The 17773-nt window shown below is 65.9% G+C and carries 14 protein-coding genes and 1 pseudogene; 12 read left to right on the top strand and 3 right to left on the bottom strand.

All coding sequences use genetic code 11. The features are described 5' to 3' along the window. Positions 1-126: 126 nt before the first annotated feature. The 6 genes from ACIGJC_RS25905 to ACIGJC_RS25880 all read left to right on the top strand — a co-directional run bounded on the left by ACIGJC_RS25905 (position 127) and on the right by ACIGJC_RS25880 (position 8460). Positions 127-1395: a TolC family protein gene (locus ACIGJC_RS25905; protein ID WP_483714396.1), complete on the top strand. Its 1269-nt coding sequence runs from the start codon at positions 127-129 to the stop codon at positions 1393-1395. Beyond that, on the top strand, positions 1379-2587 hold the full coding sequence (locus tag ACIGJC_RS25900) for an efflux RND transporter periplasmic adaptor subunit (protein WP_483712269.1): 1209 nt from the start codon (positions 1379-1381) through the stop codon (positions 2585-2587). The genes ACIGJC_RS25905 and ACIGJC_RS25900 overlap by 17 nt, the downstream gene beginning before the upstream one ends. A gap of 13 nt (positions 2588-2600) precedes the next feature. Then, positions 2601-5720 (top strand): efflux RND transporter permease subunit, encoded by a 3120-nt coding sequence (locus tag ACIGJC_RS25895; RefSeq protein ID WP_483712268.1) that lies wholly within the window; start codon positions 2601-2603, stop codon positions 5718-5720. Between the two features lie 271 nt (positions 5721-5991). Beyond that, complete coding sequence (locus ACIGJC_RS25890) at positions 5992-6573, top strand: hypothetical protein (RefSeq protein WP_483712267.1); 582 nt, start codon at positions 5992-5994, stop codon at positions 6571-6573. Positions 6574-6641: 68 nt separating this feature from the next. After that, a complete protein-coding gene (locus ACIGJC_RS25885; RefSeq protein ID WP_483712265.1) occupies positions 6642-6845 on the top strand; it encodes a CsbD family protein in 204 nt (67 codons plus the stop codon). 196 nt (positions 6846-7041) lie between these two features. Continuing rightward, positions 7042-8460 (top strand): sensor histidine kinase, encoded by a 1419-nt coding sequence (locus tag ACIGJC_RS25880; protein WP_483712264.1) that lies wholly within the window; start codon positions 7042-7044, stop codon positions 8458-8460. Positions 8461-8537: 77 nt separating this feature from the next. Here the strand turns inward: ACIGJC_RS25880 and ACIGJC_RS25875 are convergent, their stop codons facing one another. Together ACIGJC_RS25875 and ACIGJC_RS25870 are read right to left on the bottom strand one after the other, a co-directional pair. After that, the gene (locus ACIGJC_RS25875) at positions 8538-9035 is read right to left on the bottom strand and encodes an acyl-CoA thioesterase (protein WP_211947521.1); all 498 of its coding nucleotides are present in this window, start codon (positions 9033-9035) and stop codon (positions 8538-8540) included. 291 nt (positions 9036-9326) lie between these two features. Next, positions 9327-10889, bottom strand: a complete 1563-nt coding sequence (locus ACIGJC_RS25870; RefSeq protein ID WP_483712263.1) for a glycosyltransferase family 39 protein — start codon at positions 10887-10889, stop codon at positions 9327-9329. 383 nt (positions 10890-11272) lie between these two features. On the opposite strand from ACIGJC_RS25870, the gene ACIGJC_RS25865 reads away from it, so the two are divergent. The 4 genes from ACIGJC_RS25865 to ACIGJC_RS25850 all read left to right on the top strand — a co-directional run bounded on the left by ACIGJC_RS25865 (position 11273) and on the right by ACIGJC_RS25850 (position 15349). Beyond that, a complete protein-coding gene (locus tag ACIGJC_RS25865; protein WP_483712262.1) occupies positions 11273-12052 on the top strand; it encodes a GntR family transcriptional regulator in 780 nt (259 codons plus the stop codon). A gap of 35 nt (positions 12053-12087) precedes the next feature. Next, positions 12088-13632, top strand: a complete 1545-nt coding sequence (locus ACIGJC_RS25860) for an acetolactate synthase large subunit (protein WP_483714395.1) — start codon at positions 12088-12090, stop codon at positions 13630-13632. 143 nt (positions 13633-13775) lie between these two features. Beyond that, a complete protein-coding gene (locus tag ACIGJC_RS25855) occupies positions 13776-14171 on the top strand; it encodes a Zn-ribbon domain-containing OB-fold protein (protein ID WP_483712261.1) in 396 nt (131 codons plus the stop codon). A 5-nt stretch (positions 14172-14176) separates the two neighbouring features. Further along, positions 14177-15349, top strand: coding sequence for a thiolase (locus ACIGJC_RS25850; RefSeq protein ID WP_483712259.1), 1173 nt, complete (start codon positions 14177-14179; stop codon positions 15347-15349). Between the two features lie 288 nt (positions 15350-15637). Here ACIGJC_RS25850 and ACIGJC_RS25845 read toward each other — a convergent pair. Next, positions 15638-16029: pseudogene (locus ACIGJC_RS25845) on the bottom strand (AMP-binding protein); the annotation flags it as partial. Positions 16030-16107: 78 nt separating this feature from the next. Here ACIGJC_RS25845 and ACIGJC_RS25840 point away from each other — a divergent pair. Together ACIGJC_RS25840 and ACIGJC_RS25835 are read left to right on the top strand one after the other, a co-directional pair. Continuing rightward, positions 16108-16755: a TetR/AcrR family transcriptional regulator gene (locus ACIGJC_RS25840; protein WP_483712257.1), complete on the top strand. Its 648-nt coding sequence runs from the start codon at positions 16108-16110 to the stop codon at positions 16753-16755. Positions 16756-16789: 34 nt separating this feature from the next. Continuing rightward, positions 16790-17749 (top strand): pirin family protein, encoded by a 960-nt coding sequence (locus ACIGJC_RS25835; RefSeq protein WP_483712255.1) that lies wholly within the window; start codon positions 16790-16792, stop codon positions 17747-17749. Positions 17750-17773 lie beyond the last annotated feature (24 nt).

The following is a 17773-nucleotide window of genomic DNA, read 5'->3' as shown; positions in this document are numbered from 1 at the left end:
CCAGACCGAATCGTGCCTTTTCCTGTTTCAAGAGCTGCTGCCGCCGCCATCCTGGCGGCCGTGGCCGGCCTGACGGCCCCGCTGGCCCAGGCTGCCAGCCAGCCGCTTCCGCCCGACGGGCCCTGCATGCCGCCGCCGCCGAAGGCCAGCCTGACGCTGGCCCAGGCGCGCCAGGACGCGTTGCGATGCAATCGCGACATCATCGCGGCGCGCCGCGGCGAGGAAGCCAGCCAGGCGGACATCCAGATTGCGTCGCAGCGGCCGAATCCCGTGCTGAGCGTGGGCGTGCAGAATATCAACCCGCACGCCGGTGTCGGCTCGGGCAACCTGCGCAGCAAGACCGTCGATTCGACCTTCCGCATCGACCAGTTGGTCGAGACCGCCAACAAGGGTAACTTGCGCAAGGACGCCGCGCAGAAGGCCAGCGTGGCGGCCGGCGAGGCGCTGCAGGCCGTGGTCGCACAGCAGACCGGGGCGGTCGAGCAGGCGTTCTACGATGCCGTGGTCAGCCAGGAACGTGTCCAGGTGCTGACTGAGACGGTGGCGCTCTATACCCGCACGCAACAGGCCAATGAGACCCGGCTGAAAGCCGGTGATGTCTCGCGTGCCGACGTGACCAAGCTCCAGCTCGACAACCTGCGCGCGCAGAATGACATGCGGCAGGCCATGGCCGACCATATGCGCGACAAGGCGCTACTGGCCCAGGCCATGGGGGTGCCGGGCACGCTGGCCGATAACCGCCTGGTGCCGGACTGGCCATCGCTCGACGAGCCGACGCCGCCGGTCGATCCGGAAATCGCGCAGCGCCGCCCCGACGTGACCGCGGCCGAGGCACGGCTGGCCGCCGCCGCCTCGGCGCGCGACCTGGCCCGCGCCGGACGCGTGCCCGACGTGACCGTGGGCGCGCAATACGAGCACTACCCGATTTCCGAGACCAACACGAACGGCAGCGGCAACAGCTACGGCATCTTTGTCTCGATTCCGCTTTTCGTGCGCCACAGCAACGGTGGCGAGGCCCGCCGCGCCGAGGTTGACTACTACGCCGCGCTAGATGACCGCAACCGCGTGCTGCTCGAAGCGCAGAACGAGGTCGAGCGCCTGCGCAACCAGCTCGAAGCCTCGCGCCTGTCGCTCAGGCAGATGCGTGAATCGGTCGTGCCCGCCGCCGAATCGGTCGCGGGAAGCGCCGAGTTTGCCTATACCAAGGGCGCAACCGGCGTGCTCGACCTGCTCGATGCGCGCCGCGCGCTGCGCCAGACCAGGCTCGACGCCACCAATGCACAGGGCGACTACGCCAAGGCCTTGTCGGCATACCGCACGGCGTTGCAGTCCACCACCACTCCCGTCAGCTCCATCCCGAATTCCCAGGTCCGTACCGATGCGCCGCGTCCCTAATCTGCTGTCCGAAGTGTTTCGAGTTTCCCGCGCCGGCATGCCCGCGCGCGTGGCCGCCTTGTCCCTGTGCGCGCTGGCGCTTGCCGCCTGCGGCAAGGAAGAAGCGCCGAAGCCCGATGACGAGCCCAAGGTGAGCGGCGAGACCGTCCAGTTCCCCGCCGGCGTGAAGGCGCTGCCGGGCATCGCGGGCGAAGCCGCCCGCACCGGCGGCCAGCGCATGCTGACCCTGCCGGGCCGCCTGGTGTGGAACGAGGACAAGACCGTGCGCGTGTCGACGCCGTTTGCCGGCCGCGTGACGGAAATCCTGGTGCAGCCGGGTACCACGGTGAAGGCCGGCCAGCCGCTGGCCAACCTGACCTCGACGGACTTCGGCGTGGCGCAGGCCGATGCGCGCAAGGCCGCCGCCGACAATTCGGTTGCGGCCAAGGCGCTCGCGCGCCAGCGCGAACTGTATGACGCCGGCGTGATCGCCCAGAAGGACCTGGAACAGGCCCAGGGCGATGCCGCGCGCTCGGCCGCCGACCTGCAGCGCACCCAGGCCGCCTTGCGCCAGTACGGCGGCGGGGCCGGCGACGGTGCCAACCGCTTTGCCTTGCGCAGCCCGATCGACGGTCTGGTGGTGGAACGCAACATCAACCCCGGCATGGAGCTGCGTCCCGACCAGCCGCCTGCTGCGCCGCTGTTCCTGGTGACCGACCCGACCACGCTGTGGGCACAGGTCGATGCCGGCGAGGCCGACCTGGGCCTGTTCAAGCCCGGCGTGACCGTCCAGCTGCTCTCGGCCGCCTATCCGGGCGAGACGTTCCCGGGCACCGTGGTGAAGATTGCCGACTACGTGGACCCGACTTCGCGCAGCATCAAGGTGCGCCTGGCCGTGCCCAACGCCGACCGCCGTCTCAAGGCCGAGATGTTCGTGACGGCGCGGCTGCAGGCCGCTTCGTTCCAGGGCATCGCCGTGCCGTCCAAGGCCGTGTTCCTGGCCGATAACCATAACTATGTGTTCGTGCGCACGGCGCCCAACACCTTCGTGCGCCGCCCGGTGAAGCTGGGCGTGTCGCTGCCTGGCGTGACCGAGGTGACCGACGGCATCAAGGACGGCGAAACCGTGGTGACCGAGGGCAACCTGTACCTGCAGGACATCCTGCGCGACGCCACCGCCGTCAACAAGGCGCGCGCTGCGGCCAAGCAATAAGGACGGCCGCCAGATGATTTCGCGTATCGTCAATTTTGCCCTGCACCAGAAGCTGTTCGTCTGGCTGGGCCTGCTGATCTTCGTGGGCGGCGGCCTGGCCGCGTTCAAGAACCTGCCGATCGAGGCATTCCCGGATGTCTCCGACATCCAGGTCAATATCATCACGCTCTACCCGGGCCGCGCCGCGGAAGAAGTGGAGCGCCAGGTGACCATCCCGATCGAAACCGCCATGGCGGGCACGCCCAACTCGGTGCGCGTGTTCTCGCACACGCAGTTCGGCCTGTCGTTCATGATGGTGACCTTCAACGACAAGGCCACCGACGTGACCGCGCGCCAGCAGATCCTGGAGCGCCTGCGCGGCGTGGACCTGCCGGACGGCGTGCACCCCGACCTGGCGCCGCTGTCGACGGCGATCGGCGAGATCTACCGCTTCCGCCTCACCGGCAAGGGCTATACGGCGCAGGAACTGCGCACGCTGCAGGACTGGGTGGTCGAGAAGAACATGCGCCAGGTGCCCGGCGTGGCCGACGTGGTCACCATCGGCGGCACCACCAAGCAGTATGAGGTGAACCCGAACCTGGCGCGCATGCGCGACGCCAAGATCTCGCTGTCGCAGCTGTTTACGGCGCTGCAGCGCGCCAACTCCAACGCCGGCGGCGGTGCCGTGGCGCATGGCCGCCAGCAGTTCCTGCTGCGCTCGCTGGGCAGCTTCCGGACCTCGGCGGACATCGCCAACGTGGTGGTGGCCGAGAACAATGGCACGCCGATCCTGGTCAAGGACATCGCGGAAGTGAAGATCGGTTCGGCGCCCCCGCAGGGCCTGATGGGCCAGGACGACGAGAACGACATCGTCTCGGGCATCGTGGTGATGCGCAAGGGCGAGAACCCCTCGCTGGTGCTCGACGCGCTCAAGAAGAAGATCGACCTGCTCGACGACCAGATCCTGCCCAAGGGCGTGAAGATCGTGCCGTACTACGATCGCTCCACGCTGATCGACAAGACGCTGCACACGGTGTTCGGCAACCTGGTCGAGGGCGCGCTGCTGGTGATGGCGGTGCTCTACCTGTTCCTGGCCAACGTGCGCGCGGCCGCCATCGTGGCGCTGGTGATTCCGCTGGCGCTGCTGTCGACGTTCATCGGGCTGACCTGGGTCGGTATTCCGGCCAACCTGCTGTCTTTGGGCGCGATGGACTTCGGTATCATCGTCGACGGCGCGGTGATCGTGGTCGAGAACATCTTCAAGCGCCTGGGCGAGCTCAAGGAACAGCAGATCCAGGACAGCAAGGCGCGGCTCTACGCGATCCTGCAGGCCACCACCGAAGTGGGCCGGCCGACCGTGTTCTCGATGGTGATCATCATCGCCGCGCACATCCCGATCTTCACGCTGCAGCGGCACGAAGGGAAAATCTTCGCGCCGATGGCCTATACCGTGACGGGCGCGCTGATCGGCTCGCTGATCATCTCGCTCACGCTGGTGCCGCTGCTGTGCCACCTGCTGCTGAAGAAGAACATCGCGCACGACGACAACTTCGTGGTGCGCCATTGCAAACGGCTGTACGAGCCGATGCTGGCCTGGGCGCTCGACCACAAGAAGATGGTGATCGGCGTGGCGCTGGGCCTGCTGGTGGCGACCGTGGGCGTGGGCAAGTTCCTGGGCAGCGAATTCCTGCCCGAACTCGACGAAGGCTCGATGTGGGTCAGCTTCGACCTGCCGGCCTCGGTCTCGATCGACGAGGCCCGCGATCAGGCGCAGAAGCTGCGCAACGTGATCCGCAAGACGCCGGAAGTCAACACCACGATTTCCAAGGTCGGCCGCCCCGACGACGGCACCGATCCGAAGCTGATCAACACCGTGGAAATCCTGGTCGACCTGAAAAACGACAAGCAATGGCGCGCCGGCTACGACAAGCGCAAGATCATCGAGGAGATCAACCACAACCTGCGCCAGCTGCCCGGCATCGAGCCCAACTTCTCGCAGCCGGTGCGTGACAACATCCTGGAATCGATCTCGCAGATCAAGGGCCAGATCGTCATCAAGGTGCAGAGCGACAGCCTGGAGCACAACAAGCAGGTCGCCGACCAGATCCTGGCCAACGTGCAGTCGGTCAAGGGCGTGATGCGGGCCTTTATCGACCGTGACGGCGAGCTGCCGCAGTACGTGCTCGAGTTCGACCGCGCCCAGGCCGCGCGCTACGGCATCAACGTGGCCGATGTGCAGGACCTGATGGAAACCGCGCTGGCCGGCAAGGCCGCCACCGAGCTGTGGGAAGGTGAAAAGCACTTCAGCGTGGCCGTGCGCCTGAAGCCGTCCGAGCGCGAGCTGCCGAACCTGCCGAACATCTTCATGCAGACCGCCGATGGCGCGCAGGTGCCGCTGTCGCAACTGGTGACGTTCCGGGCCGCTTCGGGCGCCATGAACATCAGCCGCGAAAACGGCCAGCGCACGACCTCGATCGGCATCTTCATCCACGACCGCGACATGGGCAGCGTGGTGAAGGACATGCAGGCGCTGGTGGCGAAGAACGTGAAGGCGGACGACGTCAAGATCAGCTGGTCGGGCGAGTTCGAGAACCAGGAACGCGCCATGGCACGGCTGTCGATCGTGGTGCCGCTGTCGGTGCTGGTGATCTTCCTGCTGCTGTTCAATGCGTTCAAGTCGTTCAAGAGCGCCACGCTGATCATCTCGAACATCCCGTTCGCGCTGATCGGCGGCGTGTTCGCGCTGTTCCTGACGGGCATTCCGCTGTCGGTGTCGGCGGCCATCGGTTTCATCGCGCTGTTCGGGCAGGCCGTGCTGAATGGGGTGGTGATGGTGACGTACTTCAACCAGCTGCGCGATGAAGGCATGCCGGTGCGCCAGGCCGTGCTGACCGGCTCCATGGACCGGCTGCGCACGGTGCTGATGACGGCGCTGCTGGCCATGCTGGGCCTGTTCCCGATGGCGATCTCGCGCGCCATCGGCTCGGAAACCCAGCGCCCGCTCGCCATCGTCATCATCGGCGGCCTGATCACCGCCACCATGCTGACGCTGATCGTGCTGCCCACGCTGTACGAGTGGATGGTCGGCCGCAACTGGCCGGACGAGGAAGACGAGGAGCCGAACAACCGGCTGACCGATTCGCTGTCCTCCTGATGTCAGAAAGCCCGTCCTCCCAGGACGGGCTTTTTGCTTACAGGTCATGGCAATGCGATGCCGCGCCGCCGAAGTCCCTGTCCCGATCGCCTACAGCTCCCGCGCGCGGCCGTTCTCCTGTCGGAATCCTCTGACGTCCCTTTCGGAACTGCACTTCTGCAGGACCAGCGCCCCAAAACCTACGCTGAACACATGCAGCAGGTGGCCGGAGGTAAACGGCTGTCGGCTGCGACGGCAATCCCGCCAATCATTCACGTGGAAGGAGCCCGACATGATGAAGAAATGGCTGTCAGCTGCAGTGTGTTCGATGACGCTTGCCGTCCCGGCAGGCTATGTCCTGGCCCAGACCCATCCAGCCGGGTCGAAGGCCGACTACGACACGGCCGTCAAGCAGGCCGACGACAATTACAAGGCAGCCAAGGGCAAGTGCGACGGCATGAGCGGCAACGCCAAGGACGTGTGCAAGGCCGAGGCCAAGCGCGACCATGACGTGGCCAAGGCCGATGCCGAGGCCAGGCGCGACGGTACCGAAAAGGCCCATGTCAAAGCCATGAAGACCAAGGCCGACCGCGACTACGACGTTGCCAAGGAAATGTGCGACGACAAGTCCGGCAACGACAAGGACGTGTGCAAGAAGGACGCCAAGACCGCCCACGAGAAGGCCCTGGGTGAAGCCAAGGTAGACAAGGCCGCCGCGACCGGTACGCGTACCGACGTCGCCGAGGCCCGCCGCGATGCCCGCAAGGACACCACGGATGCCGCTTACAAGGCCGACAAGGAACGTTGCGACGCCATGACCGGTGACAGCAAGGACAAGTGCGTGGCCGATGTGAAGGCCAAGTACGGCCGCTGACCACCAAAGAAACATCGACGCCAGCACCCGCCGCCACCATCGCGGAATGACCACACAAGGAGCACCAGATGAACTGGGATCAGATCGAAGGCAAGTGGGACCAGGCCAAGGGCAAGATCAAGGAAAAGTGGGGTAAGCTCACGGATGACGACATCACGCAGATCAACGGCAAGCGCGACCAGCTAGCCGGCCGTATCCAGGAGCGCTATGGCTACACCAAGGAGCGTGCCGAAGAAGAGATGAAGAGCTGGGAAAACGACGCGCGCTGGTAGGCGTCGGCCCTTCTGACCGGTGCGGCGGCCGGATGCGAACGCGTCCGGCCGCCGCGCTGCATTTTGGGAACCCCCGGGTGGTAGGGGATGCGTTAAGCGCAAGTTAGCTCTGAATGCAATCAAATGATGCACGCCGCAAGCGTGCCCGACTTAACATGTCACGTTGCTTCGGGGACACCCCCTCATCGCGCCACGCATGTACGCCGTCCTGCCCGCCTTTGTCTCGTCCATCTTTCTCGGTTACGGCCTCTATGTGCTGGTGACCAAGGGCGTCACGCGCGTGTCGGCGTCGTTCTTCCTGTTGTGCGTGACCACCTTTGCCTGGCAGGGGACCTGGGTGTTCCTGTTCCAGGCCGAGCATCCCGACGTGGCCACGGTGCTCGCGCGGCTTGGCTACCTGTTCATCCTGTTCCTGCCGACCACCTATTACCACTTTATCGCCGAGGTGACGGAGCGGCGCCAGGAGCGGCCAATCCTGCTCGCGTCCTATGGCATGAGCCTGTTGCTGGCCATGCTGCTGCTGTCCAGCGACCAGGTGGTGGCGGGCTACTACACGTACTTCTTCGGTGATTACCCGAAGGCCGGGCCGCTGCATCCGCTGCATTTGGTGCAGACCGTAATGGTGGCGGTGCGCAGTGCCTGGATCCTGGTCGAAGCGCGTCGGAGCGCGACCGCGGAACGCCGCAAGCGCTACAACCTGTGCCTCGTGGCGGTGGTGCTCTACTCGCTGGCCGCCGTGGACTACGCAGCGAACTACGGCTATGCCTTCTATCCGCCTGGCGTGGTGTTCGTGGCGCTGAGCCTTGGCATTCTCGCAGTCAGCGTGGTGCGCTACGACCTGATGCATCCGTATTCGCTGGCCGCCACGGTGGCCCATGAAGTGCGAACGCCGCTCGCTTCCATCCGCATGCAGGCCCAGGAGATGGCGCGGACGTGGCCCGAGGTGCTGCAGGGCTACCGGCTCGCCGTGGAACACGGGCTGTGCGAAGACCGCATGCGTCCGGGGCAACTCGATCGGGTGTCCAGCCTGGTGGGCGCGATCACGCGCGAGGTGGATGGCACCAGCACGGTCATCGACATGGCACTGGCCTCGGTCACGCTCGAGCGCCTGGACCGCAGCACCTTCGCGCCCCACGGCATCGGCGACTGCGTGCGCGCCGCGCTCGAGCGCTATCCGTTCCAGGGCGAAGACCGCGCCTGCGTGCAGGTGCGCGGCATCGACGATGCCTGGCGCTTCGTGGGCTCGGACACGCTGCTGGTGTACGTCCTGTTCAACCTGCTGAAGAATGCGCTGCATGCCATCCGCGCGCGCGGCGACGGCCATATCGACATTGTCGGCTCCGCCGAAGGGCCCTTCCACGTGGTGCGCTTCCGCGACACCGGCTCCGGCATTCCGGCCAACGTCCTGCCGCGCATCTTCGATCCGTTCTTCTCCACCAAGGCGCATGGCAGCGGCGCCGGCCTGGGCCTGGCCTTCTGCCGTCGCGCGATCGAGTCGTTTGGCGGGCGCATCGAGTGCGAGTCAGTGGCCGGTTCGCACACCACCTTCACGCTGCGGCTGCCGCGCTTCACCCCCATGGCGGACGGGCGCCTGCGCGCCAGCGCCGCCGGCTGATCCCAACCGGCGGCGCCGGGCCCGCGTTGCAGCCATGGCCGTGCTGGCCGCGGCGGCAACGGATCCCTCAGCGGGTCTTAGCTGGCCAGTGCCGGCAGGACCAGTTCATATTCCTTGACGCGCTCGATGATGCCGTGCGGGAAGCGGCTGATCCGCTTGTCCTTGTCGGCAAATACGATCTGTTGGTACCCCAGTGAAACCGGCTTGCCGCCGACGCAGAAGCGGAACAGCAGGTAGGCCGAGCACTGCTTGACCTGGAACGTGTTCAGGTAGCAGTCCACGCGCTGGAACGGGAACGTCTCCTCGACATACTCCTGGTGCGCGCGCTTGGTTACGAAGACGCCGCCGGTGGCCAGCAGGTTGTCGTGGATGCATTCGTGGAACCAGCGTTCGCGGCAGATGCCCTGCCATTCGAAGTAGCGGGCGAAATACGTGTTCATGAAGGCATTGGAATCCTTGAGATAGATATCGATGGCATGGTGGAACGTCTTCTGCGGGGGTGTCTCCAGCAGGTCCTGCGTCAGCATGGCAGTACCGCGGTTCAGCACTTGGGGGATCACGTCTCGCATCAACATGGATTGACTCCGGAAATGACTGCAGAGCGGCAGTCGCGCCTGTCCCGGGGAAGGTCGGGGCATAACGCATTCTGGCCGCTTGCCGCATGGAGTTGGCGCGAGGATGTGGTGGCTTTTGCACTGGCACGACAACGGCCAGGTGCGAGGACGTGGCCGTCCGTTGGATGCGGGATCGATGGTGTGGTGCGCGCGGGAAGACCGTCCGCACGCACCTTCGAGATTTCCCGGGCTTAAGCCGGTGGCGCGCGCACGGGCAGCAGCGGAAGGACGTTGCGTCCTTCGCTCGTCACGCTAGCTGGGGAAAAGGATTGCGACGCCGACCTTGTGGGTCTCGGCCGGTCCCTGGACCGGGACTTCGGGCTGCAGGGCAGCCCCGGGAAATTGCTCCGCGATGATTGGCGGAATGCCCGGACCCTCGTTCTCCGCGTCCCAGACCAGGACGGCGCCGGCCTTCCTGAGGTCTTCCGGAGTGACCCACGGATTGAAGCGATAGCCGCCGTGCACGAACAGGGCCGTCGGGCGGTCGTCGGAATAGAACGCCGCATTGCCCGCGTACCAGGTGTCGCCAATCACATACCGGAGCGGTTTTCCCGTTTCGGCGAACCAGCGCTCGGTCACTTCGGCGCCGAGCTGCCGCCCGGGAAAATGCGTGCGGTTCTCCTTGCCGGCAAGGGCTGGCCGGCCGAGCTGATCCAGCGCGAACAGCAACGCGGGAAGCAGCAGGACCACGATCCAGGCGCGGCCAAAGGTACGCAGCTGCGCCGTGGTCAACACCGGGCGGATCGAGGTGGCAATCAGCAACCCCACGAAGCACAGCAGGGGGGCCGCCCACATGACGCGGGGCGGCCTTTGCGTGATGGCCGACAGGCTAATGGAAAAGAGGATCGGTCCCAGGGCCAGCGCGACAAGATAGGCCCGGTCGAACTGCTTCGCGTCCGATGGCGGGGTCGCCGGCGTGGCGTCCCTGGCCCGCCAGCGCCACAGCATCAGCGCAAGAAGCAGCATCGGGATGAGCGCCGCCAGTTGCGCGCCGATGAATGAAGCGAGCTTGACCAGGTAGGTGCCCGTGCCGACCTCCGGGGCTCGCCGGGCCACATACTCGATCGAGATGAAACCGCTATCGACGATCCAGGCCATGTGCGGAAGAAAGGTCAGCAGCGCGGTCAATACCAGCACCCAGGGACCTGGTTCGGCAAGGCGATGGCGGGCCTGCGGGTGCGCGAGCACAAACATCGCCATGGGGACGAGATACGCCCCCATCGAATAGCGTGCCCAGAGTCCCAGGCCAGCGACGAGCCCGCACAGGAACCAGTCGCGCAGGCGGTTATCGGTCAGGGCGCGATGCAATAGCCAGCCAAACAGGGCGCCGAACGGCATCTGCAGGACAATGTCGTTGAACTCCGGCGTCGGGAAGTTGAAGTAATAGACCCCTTCCAGCAACAGGACACCGACGAGCGCTTCGCGCTTGGTCGTGATGCGGCGCCCCAACTGCCACACGGCGACGAATACCGTTCCGACGCAGAGTTGCGCGGCAAGATAACAGGCCCACAGATTCTTGCCCGGCCAAACGCTCAGGGCTTCGGTGACCCACGGCCAGAGCGGGGGATCTTTCTCGTACCCGAGTTGCCATTCATGTCCCCACGCCAGCGCCTCGATGATGTCGAGTGACGCATTCTTCAGCAGCAGGCTCGGCAATAGTGTCCAGAGAACGACATGGCAAAGCACGGCCAGTGCGAGGACCCGGCTGGCGCCGAGTTCCTGCAAGGTTTGTGACCATGTCTGGAAAACACCGGAATAAACGGCGGGCTGCGCCGCAGCGGCTTCCGCGGTCGCATACGTTGAAAATTCTTCCACTTTGACTCGGGAATCCCGCGCGGAACGAGAAACGCAGGAAAATTAGAAACTCATGATTACTCGAAAAACCGGGTCGCGCAGCGCATTGGCTTGACGAACGGGATATCGACTATCGCCTGATCGGCCAGCGATTATCCCAAAGTATTACGGATGATTACAAAATATGAATGTGCGAGTTGACACATTAATGACCCACTGCTAGCCGGCAGAAAAATGATGCTTGAAAATCACAAATAAGCAGTGGCGCCGGATGATTGGTTGGACTGGTTGGCGGTAAACCCTAGTAGTCTAGGTTTATAGACCTTTATAGAGTTCGGCATGTTGTCCGGGACGCAGTGGTCCCCACGGACGGTCATTGAAACGGGCACGTCAGCCTGCCAGCCATGTCGGATAACCCATCGACCGAACTTCTTTCCCGTAGCCGCCAGCCGGTCTACCTGCAGCTCGCCACCATCTTTCGTCGCCAGATCGAAAGTGGGGCATGGGGGCCCGGCGCGCAGATCCCGTCGCTGGAGGCGCTGTGCCGCGAGTACGGCGTGGCGCGCATGACCATGCACCAGGCCCTGTCGATGCTCGATGAGGAAGGGCTGCTTGAGCGTTCTCGTGGCCGCGGCACCTTCGTCAAGGCGGGTCGGCGGCCACAGCGGCGTGTCTCGCTCTCCACCAGCTGGGACGAGGCCGTCGCGATCGGCGATGCCATCGATACCGAGGCGCTGGTGGAATCCGGCGGCAACGTGGCCCTGCCCGCCGACCTGGGCCTGCCCTGCAGTGGCAGGCATGCCGCCGAATACCATTTCCTGCGTCGCCTGCATCGCGTGGAAGGGCGGCCCTTTGCCGTCTGCCAGGTCTACATCGAGGCCGAGGTGTTTGCGCGCGAGCCGGAGGCGTTCCGGCAGGGCGCCTCGGTGCAGGTGCTGGACCGGTTTCCCGGCCTGCAGGTCAGCGCCGCGCGCCAGCGCCTGACCATCGTCGCGGCCGGGGCGGAATCCGCGGTCGCGCTGGACCTCGCCGTGGGCGCGCCGGTCGCAGAACTGCGCCGCTATGCCTGCGTCGATGACGTGGTCGTCTACTACGCCCGCATTGAATTCCCGACCGAATTCGTTTGCCTCGATTTCGACCTGCTGGCCGCTTCCGGGCGGCAGCCTGATGCTAACCCGTCCTGAATCACGGAACCCGATCCATGGAAACCTCCCAAGCAATGAACGGCGCTGAAAGCCTGGTCAAGACCCTGCTGGCCAGCGGCGTCGACACCTGCTTCGCCAACCCCGGCACGAGCGAGATGCACTTCGTGGCGGCGCTCGACCGGATTCCCGGCATGCGCTGCGTACTCGGATTGTTCGAAGGTGTCGTCACCGGTGCCGCCGACGGCTACGCACGCATGGCCGACAAACCGGCCGCCACGCTGCTGCATTGCGGGCCGGGGCTGGCCAATGGCCTGGCCAACCTGCACAACGCGCGCCGCGCGCAGACGCCGGTGGTCAACATCATCGGCGACCAGGCGACGTATCATCGGCCGCTCGATGCACCGCTCACCGCCGACACCGAGGGCTGGGCCCGTCCGGTTTCGGTGTGGACGCGCACGGCCACGCGCGCCGCGTCGGTCGGCGCTGATGCCGCGGCGGCGGTGCAGGCCGCATGCGCCGCGCCGGGCGGCGTCGCCAGCCTGATCCTCCCGTCTGACGTGTGCTGGGATGCCGGCGGAGAAGTGGCCGTACCGCTGCCGCCGTTGTCCGTGCCGAAGGTCGCGCCCGATGCCGTGCAGAACGCCGCGCGCGTGCTGCGTTCCGGGCAGCCGACGCTGATCGTGGTGGCGGGCAGCGCGCTGCGCGAGGCGCCGCTCGCCGACGCGCATCGCATTGCCGCGGCCACGCAGGCCCGGCTGATCACGCCCATGTCGAACGCGCGCGTGTCGCGCGGACGCGGGCGGCTGGCGGTGGATCGCATTCCCTATTCCGGCGACGTGGCCCGTGACCGGCTGGCCGGCATCCGCAACGTGATCCTGGTTGGTGCGCAGGCGCCCGTGACGTTCTTCGCCTATCCGGGCAAGTCGCCGCGTCCGTACCCGGAAGATGCGATCGTGCACGTGCTGGCACGGCCGGAAGAGGATCTCGCGGATGCGCTGGTCCGGCTTGCCGACGAGGTCGGCGCAAGGAACGCGGCGTTGCCGGAATCGATGCCCGTGGCGCCGACGGAGATTGCACGCGGCGCGGTCACGTCGGAAGCCGTGGCGAAGACGCTGACGGCGCTGCTGCCCGAGCAGGCCATCGTCGTGGAGGAGAGCGTCAGCTTCGGACGGGCCTTCTATCCGGGCACCGTGAATGCCGCGCCCCATGACTGGCTGCAGCTCACGGGCGGCGCCATCGGCGCGGGCTTGCCGCTTGCCACCGGCGCCGCCGTGGCCGCGCCGGGCCGCCGTGTCGTCGCCTTGCAGGCCGATGGCTCCGGCATGTACACGTTGCAGTCGCTGTGGACCATGGCACGCGAGCAGCTTGACGTCACGGTTGTGCTGCTGGCCAACCGCAAGTACGCGATCCTGCTCGGCGAACTGGCCGGTGTCGGTGCCAACCCGGGCAAGACCGCGCTCGACATGCTCGACATTGGCAACCCCGACCTGAACTGGGTGCAGATGGCCAACGGCATGGGCGTGGAGGGTGCGCGCGCGCACGACATGGAGACCTTCGCCGACCTGTTCCGCATGGCCAACCAGCGCAAGGGTCCGTTCCTGATCGAGCTGGTCATCTGAGCGCCGGCCTGCCGGACGGGGGGATTTCCGCATTCGGGAATCCTGCCTTTGGCAGATGCGAATTGCTGCACCGCGCATAGTGCGGCAATCTGGCAGCGGTGCCATGGAAGCCCCATGGCGGCATCATTTGTGAAGGAGACACCATGCCCCAACAAGGAGCGGCAGCGGGTCCGGACAAGGTCTACGCGGACATGCTCGCGGCCGGCCGATTCCGCATCCAGCACTGCCAGGACTGCAAGAAGCACGTATTTTTCCCGCGCAACATCTGCCCGCACTGCGGCGGTGACGCGCTTGACTGGAGCGATCCGAAAGGTACCGGCACGGTCTACTCCACCAGCGTGATCCGCCGCAAGCCTGAAGCCGGCGGCGACTACAACATCGTGCTGGTCGACCTGGACGAAGGCGTGCGCATGATGAGCCGGGTTGAGGGCATCGCCCCGACCTCGGTGCGCATCGGCATGCGCGTCAAGGCGCGCGTGGCGCCTGGCAAGGCAGAAGGCGAGCCCGCTCTCGTCGTGTTCGATCCGGTGGAGAGCTAAGCAAAATGAGTCTGTCTTCTCTGCGCGGCAGCGTCGCCATCGTCGGCGTCGGCCAGGCCGGCATGGGCGAAGCCCATGGCAAGACTGAAATGGAAATCCTGGTGGAAGCCGCCAAGGCAGCCGTGAAGGATGCCGGCATGTCGATGCGCGACATCGACGGCATCGCCACCGCCAGCGTCGGCGCCACCATGTGGGTGATGCCGGTGGCCGAGTACCTCGGCATCAAACCGAAGTTCCTCGACAGCACCATGATCGGCGGCTCGAGCTTTGTCTCGCACATGCTGCCCGCCATGATGGCGCTCGAAGCCGGCCTGTGCGATGCGGTGCTGGTCTGCTACGGCAGCAACCAGCGCACTTCGACCGTGGGCCGCGCCGGCATCGGCAAGGTGCGCGCGGTGCTCGATCCGCAGCCGTACGAAAACCCGTACCAGCCGCTGAGCCCGATCACGTCGTACGCACTGGCCGCTGCGCGCCACATGCATCAGTACGGCACCACGCGCGAACACCTTGCCGAAGTGGCCGTGGCCGCGCGCAAGTGGGCGCAGCTCAACCCGGAAGCGCAGATGCGCGATCCGCTCAGCATCGACGACGTGCTCAATGCGCGCATGGTGTCGGACCCGCTGTCGGTGCGCGATTGCTGCCTGGTGACGGATGGTGCCGGCGCCTACGTGATGGTCCGCGCCGACCGTGCCAAGGACATGGCCAAGCCGCCGGTCTACGTGCTCGGCAACGCCACCGCGACGTGGCACCGCCAGATCTCGTGCATGCCTGACGTCACCGTCACGGCGGCCAAGGAATCCGGCGAGCGCGCGTTCGCCATGGCCGGCCTCAAGCCGTCGGATGTCGACGTGGCCGAACTGTATGACGCGTTTACCATCAATACGCTGCTGTTCCTGGAAGACCTTGGCTTCTGCGCGAAGGGCGAGGGTGGTCAGTTCGTCAGCGGCGGCGGCATTGCGCCTGGCGGCCGCTTGCCGGTGAACACCAACGGTGGCGGTCTGTCATGCGTGCATCCGGGTATGTACGGCATGTTTATCACGATCGAAGCCGTGCGCCAGCTCCGTGGCGAATGCGGTGACCGCCAGGTCAAGAACGCCGAAGTCGCCGTGGTCCATGGCAACGGCGGTACGCTGTCCAGCCAGGCCACGGCGGTCCTGGGGACGGCTGCAACGGTGTAAAGCGATCTGGGTTTGAAGGGAAGTGGGGAGGCGGCGGTGGAACTGAGGGGTTGGTTCCACCGCCGTTTTCTTTTGGCGGGGGCTGGCGTGATTGGCAGGATGCTGTTGTGTCGCCGGCGTAGCCGATGGGGAGTCTGTGGTTATGACTGGGGTCGCTGCTCTTGGCAGGCGCTGCTGTTTCGCCGGCTACGCCGGCGAAACAGCAGCGCCTGCCAAGCACGATAACCCAGTCATCACCAAAGAACCTCGACGCCGGCAAAACCGAAGAGCAAACAGCCCTTAAGTTGCCAGCCCGGTCACGCTGCCCGTGGTCTCGGTCATGCCATAGGTCTGCACGAATCCGCAGCCGAACACTTCCATGCCTTCGCGCAGCAAGTGGGCCGGCATCGGCGCGGAGCCGTAGACCAGGTAGCGCAGGCGCGAGTAGTCCACCTGCCGCGCACGCGGGTCGCGCAACAGGATCTGGATCGCCGACGGCACCAGGAACAGCTTGCTGATGCGGTCGTTGGCGATAAAGTCCAGCACGCGGCGCGAATCGAAATCCGCACGACAATGCCTTTTGCGCCCGCCAGCAGTCCGCGCAATCCCCATCCGGTGCCGCCGATATGGGCGACCGGCATCGCCACGAGCGAAACATCGTCAGGGACCCAGCGCAGCCACGCAATGTTGTCTCGCTCGGCAATGATCGCGCTGACACTAAAGACGGCTGTTAAGCTTGTCAACACTGGAAAAACACGGACACACAGATTCCGGCCACGATGAAACAAGCCCTTACGCCCCTGGAAGGACAGGAAGGTTTTGCGGTGCCGCGCTACTCGCGCGGCAGGAAGACGACGGAACGGTTGCTCGAAGCCGGCCGCCGCCTGTTGCGCGACCGCACGCTGGAGCAGGTGCCGATCCAGGACATCTGTGGCCATGCCGGCGTGACCACGGGCGCGTTCTACAGCCGCTTCGATGGCAAGGAGAGTTACTTCCGCGCCTTGCAGACCTTGCTGGTCGCGCAGTTGCGCGAAGGGATGGAGCAGCGTGTCGCGTTGTTCGATGCCGGCCAGATGACGCTGCGCGAGGTGGTGGAATCGCTCGCGCGCAACAACCGCATGTGGGCGTACCGCAACGAGGGCGTGCTGCGCGCGTCGCTGATCGAGCGGGCCATTACCGGCGAAGACCCGCTCAAGCGCATGAACCAGGACTATGTGGAACTGGTGGTGCCGCGCCTGGCGCGGCTGCATCCCGCGGGCGCCTCGCCCGAACTCGAAACGCGCATCCGCTTTGCCTACCAGGCCATGGTGGGAACGCTGGTCTATACGCTGGTCAACCGGTCCGGTACGTACCGGTTGTCAGACCGCAGGCTCGAGGCGGAGATGGCGCGGGCGTTTTATCTCTACATCACGCAGGAGCTTGGGTAAATGCGTGGTCCCGAAAGAGCCAAGGAGAAATGCCATGAGTGATGTCACAGCGGACCGCAGCGTATCCCGGTCCAGCGATTGCCCGGCGTGCCCCGGCAACCCCGTGATGGAGCGCATCGCGACGCGCAAGGCAGAGGTCGGCGAACTGGCCATCCATCGCGCACTGCCCAGCCGCCAGCGCCGCATGGTCGGCGCCTGGTGTTTCCTCGACCATGCCGGCCCGATCGTGTTCGGGCCCGGCGATGGCCTGCGCGTGGGTCCGCATCCGCATATCGGCCTGCAGACATTCACGTGGATGATCGAAGGCGAGGTCATGCACCGGGACAGCCTGGGCTCCGAGCAGGTCATCCGGCCGGGTCAGGTCAACCTGATGACGGCCGCGCACGGCATCTCCCACGCAGAGGACTCCGTCACGCCGCAGGGCGGCGGCTTGCATGCGGCGCAGCTGTGGATTGCCCTGCCCGAAGACCGGCGCCATGGCAAGCCGGCGTTCAGGAACTATCCGGAACTGCCGGTTACCGCGCACGGCGGGTTCCGTGTCACGGTGCTGGTCGGGACGGCTTTCGGCGAAACATCGCCGGTCGAGGTGCATTCCCCGCTGACCGGGCTTGACCTCACGGCCGATGGGGCGGCCCAGGCATCGTTGCCGCTTGACGCAGGGTTCGAGCACGCCGTGCTCGTCCTGAGCGGGGAGGCGCGGATCGAAGGCGAGCCGCTGGCGGTCGATACGCTGCTCTACCTGGGCACCGGGCGGGCGCAGCTCGACGTGCAATGCTCGGGGCCGGTGCGCCTGCTGGTGATCGGCGGCGCGCCGTTCGCGGAGGACATCCTGGTGTGGTGGAACTTCGTCGCGCGCAACCAGGCGGAAATCGAAGCGGCCGCGCGGGACTGGAACAACGGTGATCCACGCTTCGGCAAGGTCACGGGAAGCCCGTCGCCGCGATTGGCGGCGCCGGACCTGACCGGCGTGCAGATCAGGCAGCCGGGGCGCTAGCGCGCGGGGTCCCGGCTGGGGGGG

Source organism: Cupriavidus sp. C3SS-1 (assembly GCF_057073755.1).
This window is presented reverse-complemented; position numbering and strand designations above follow the sequence as displayed.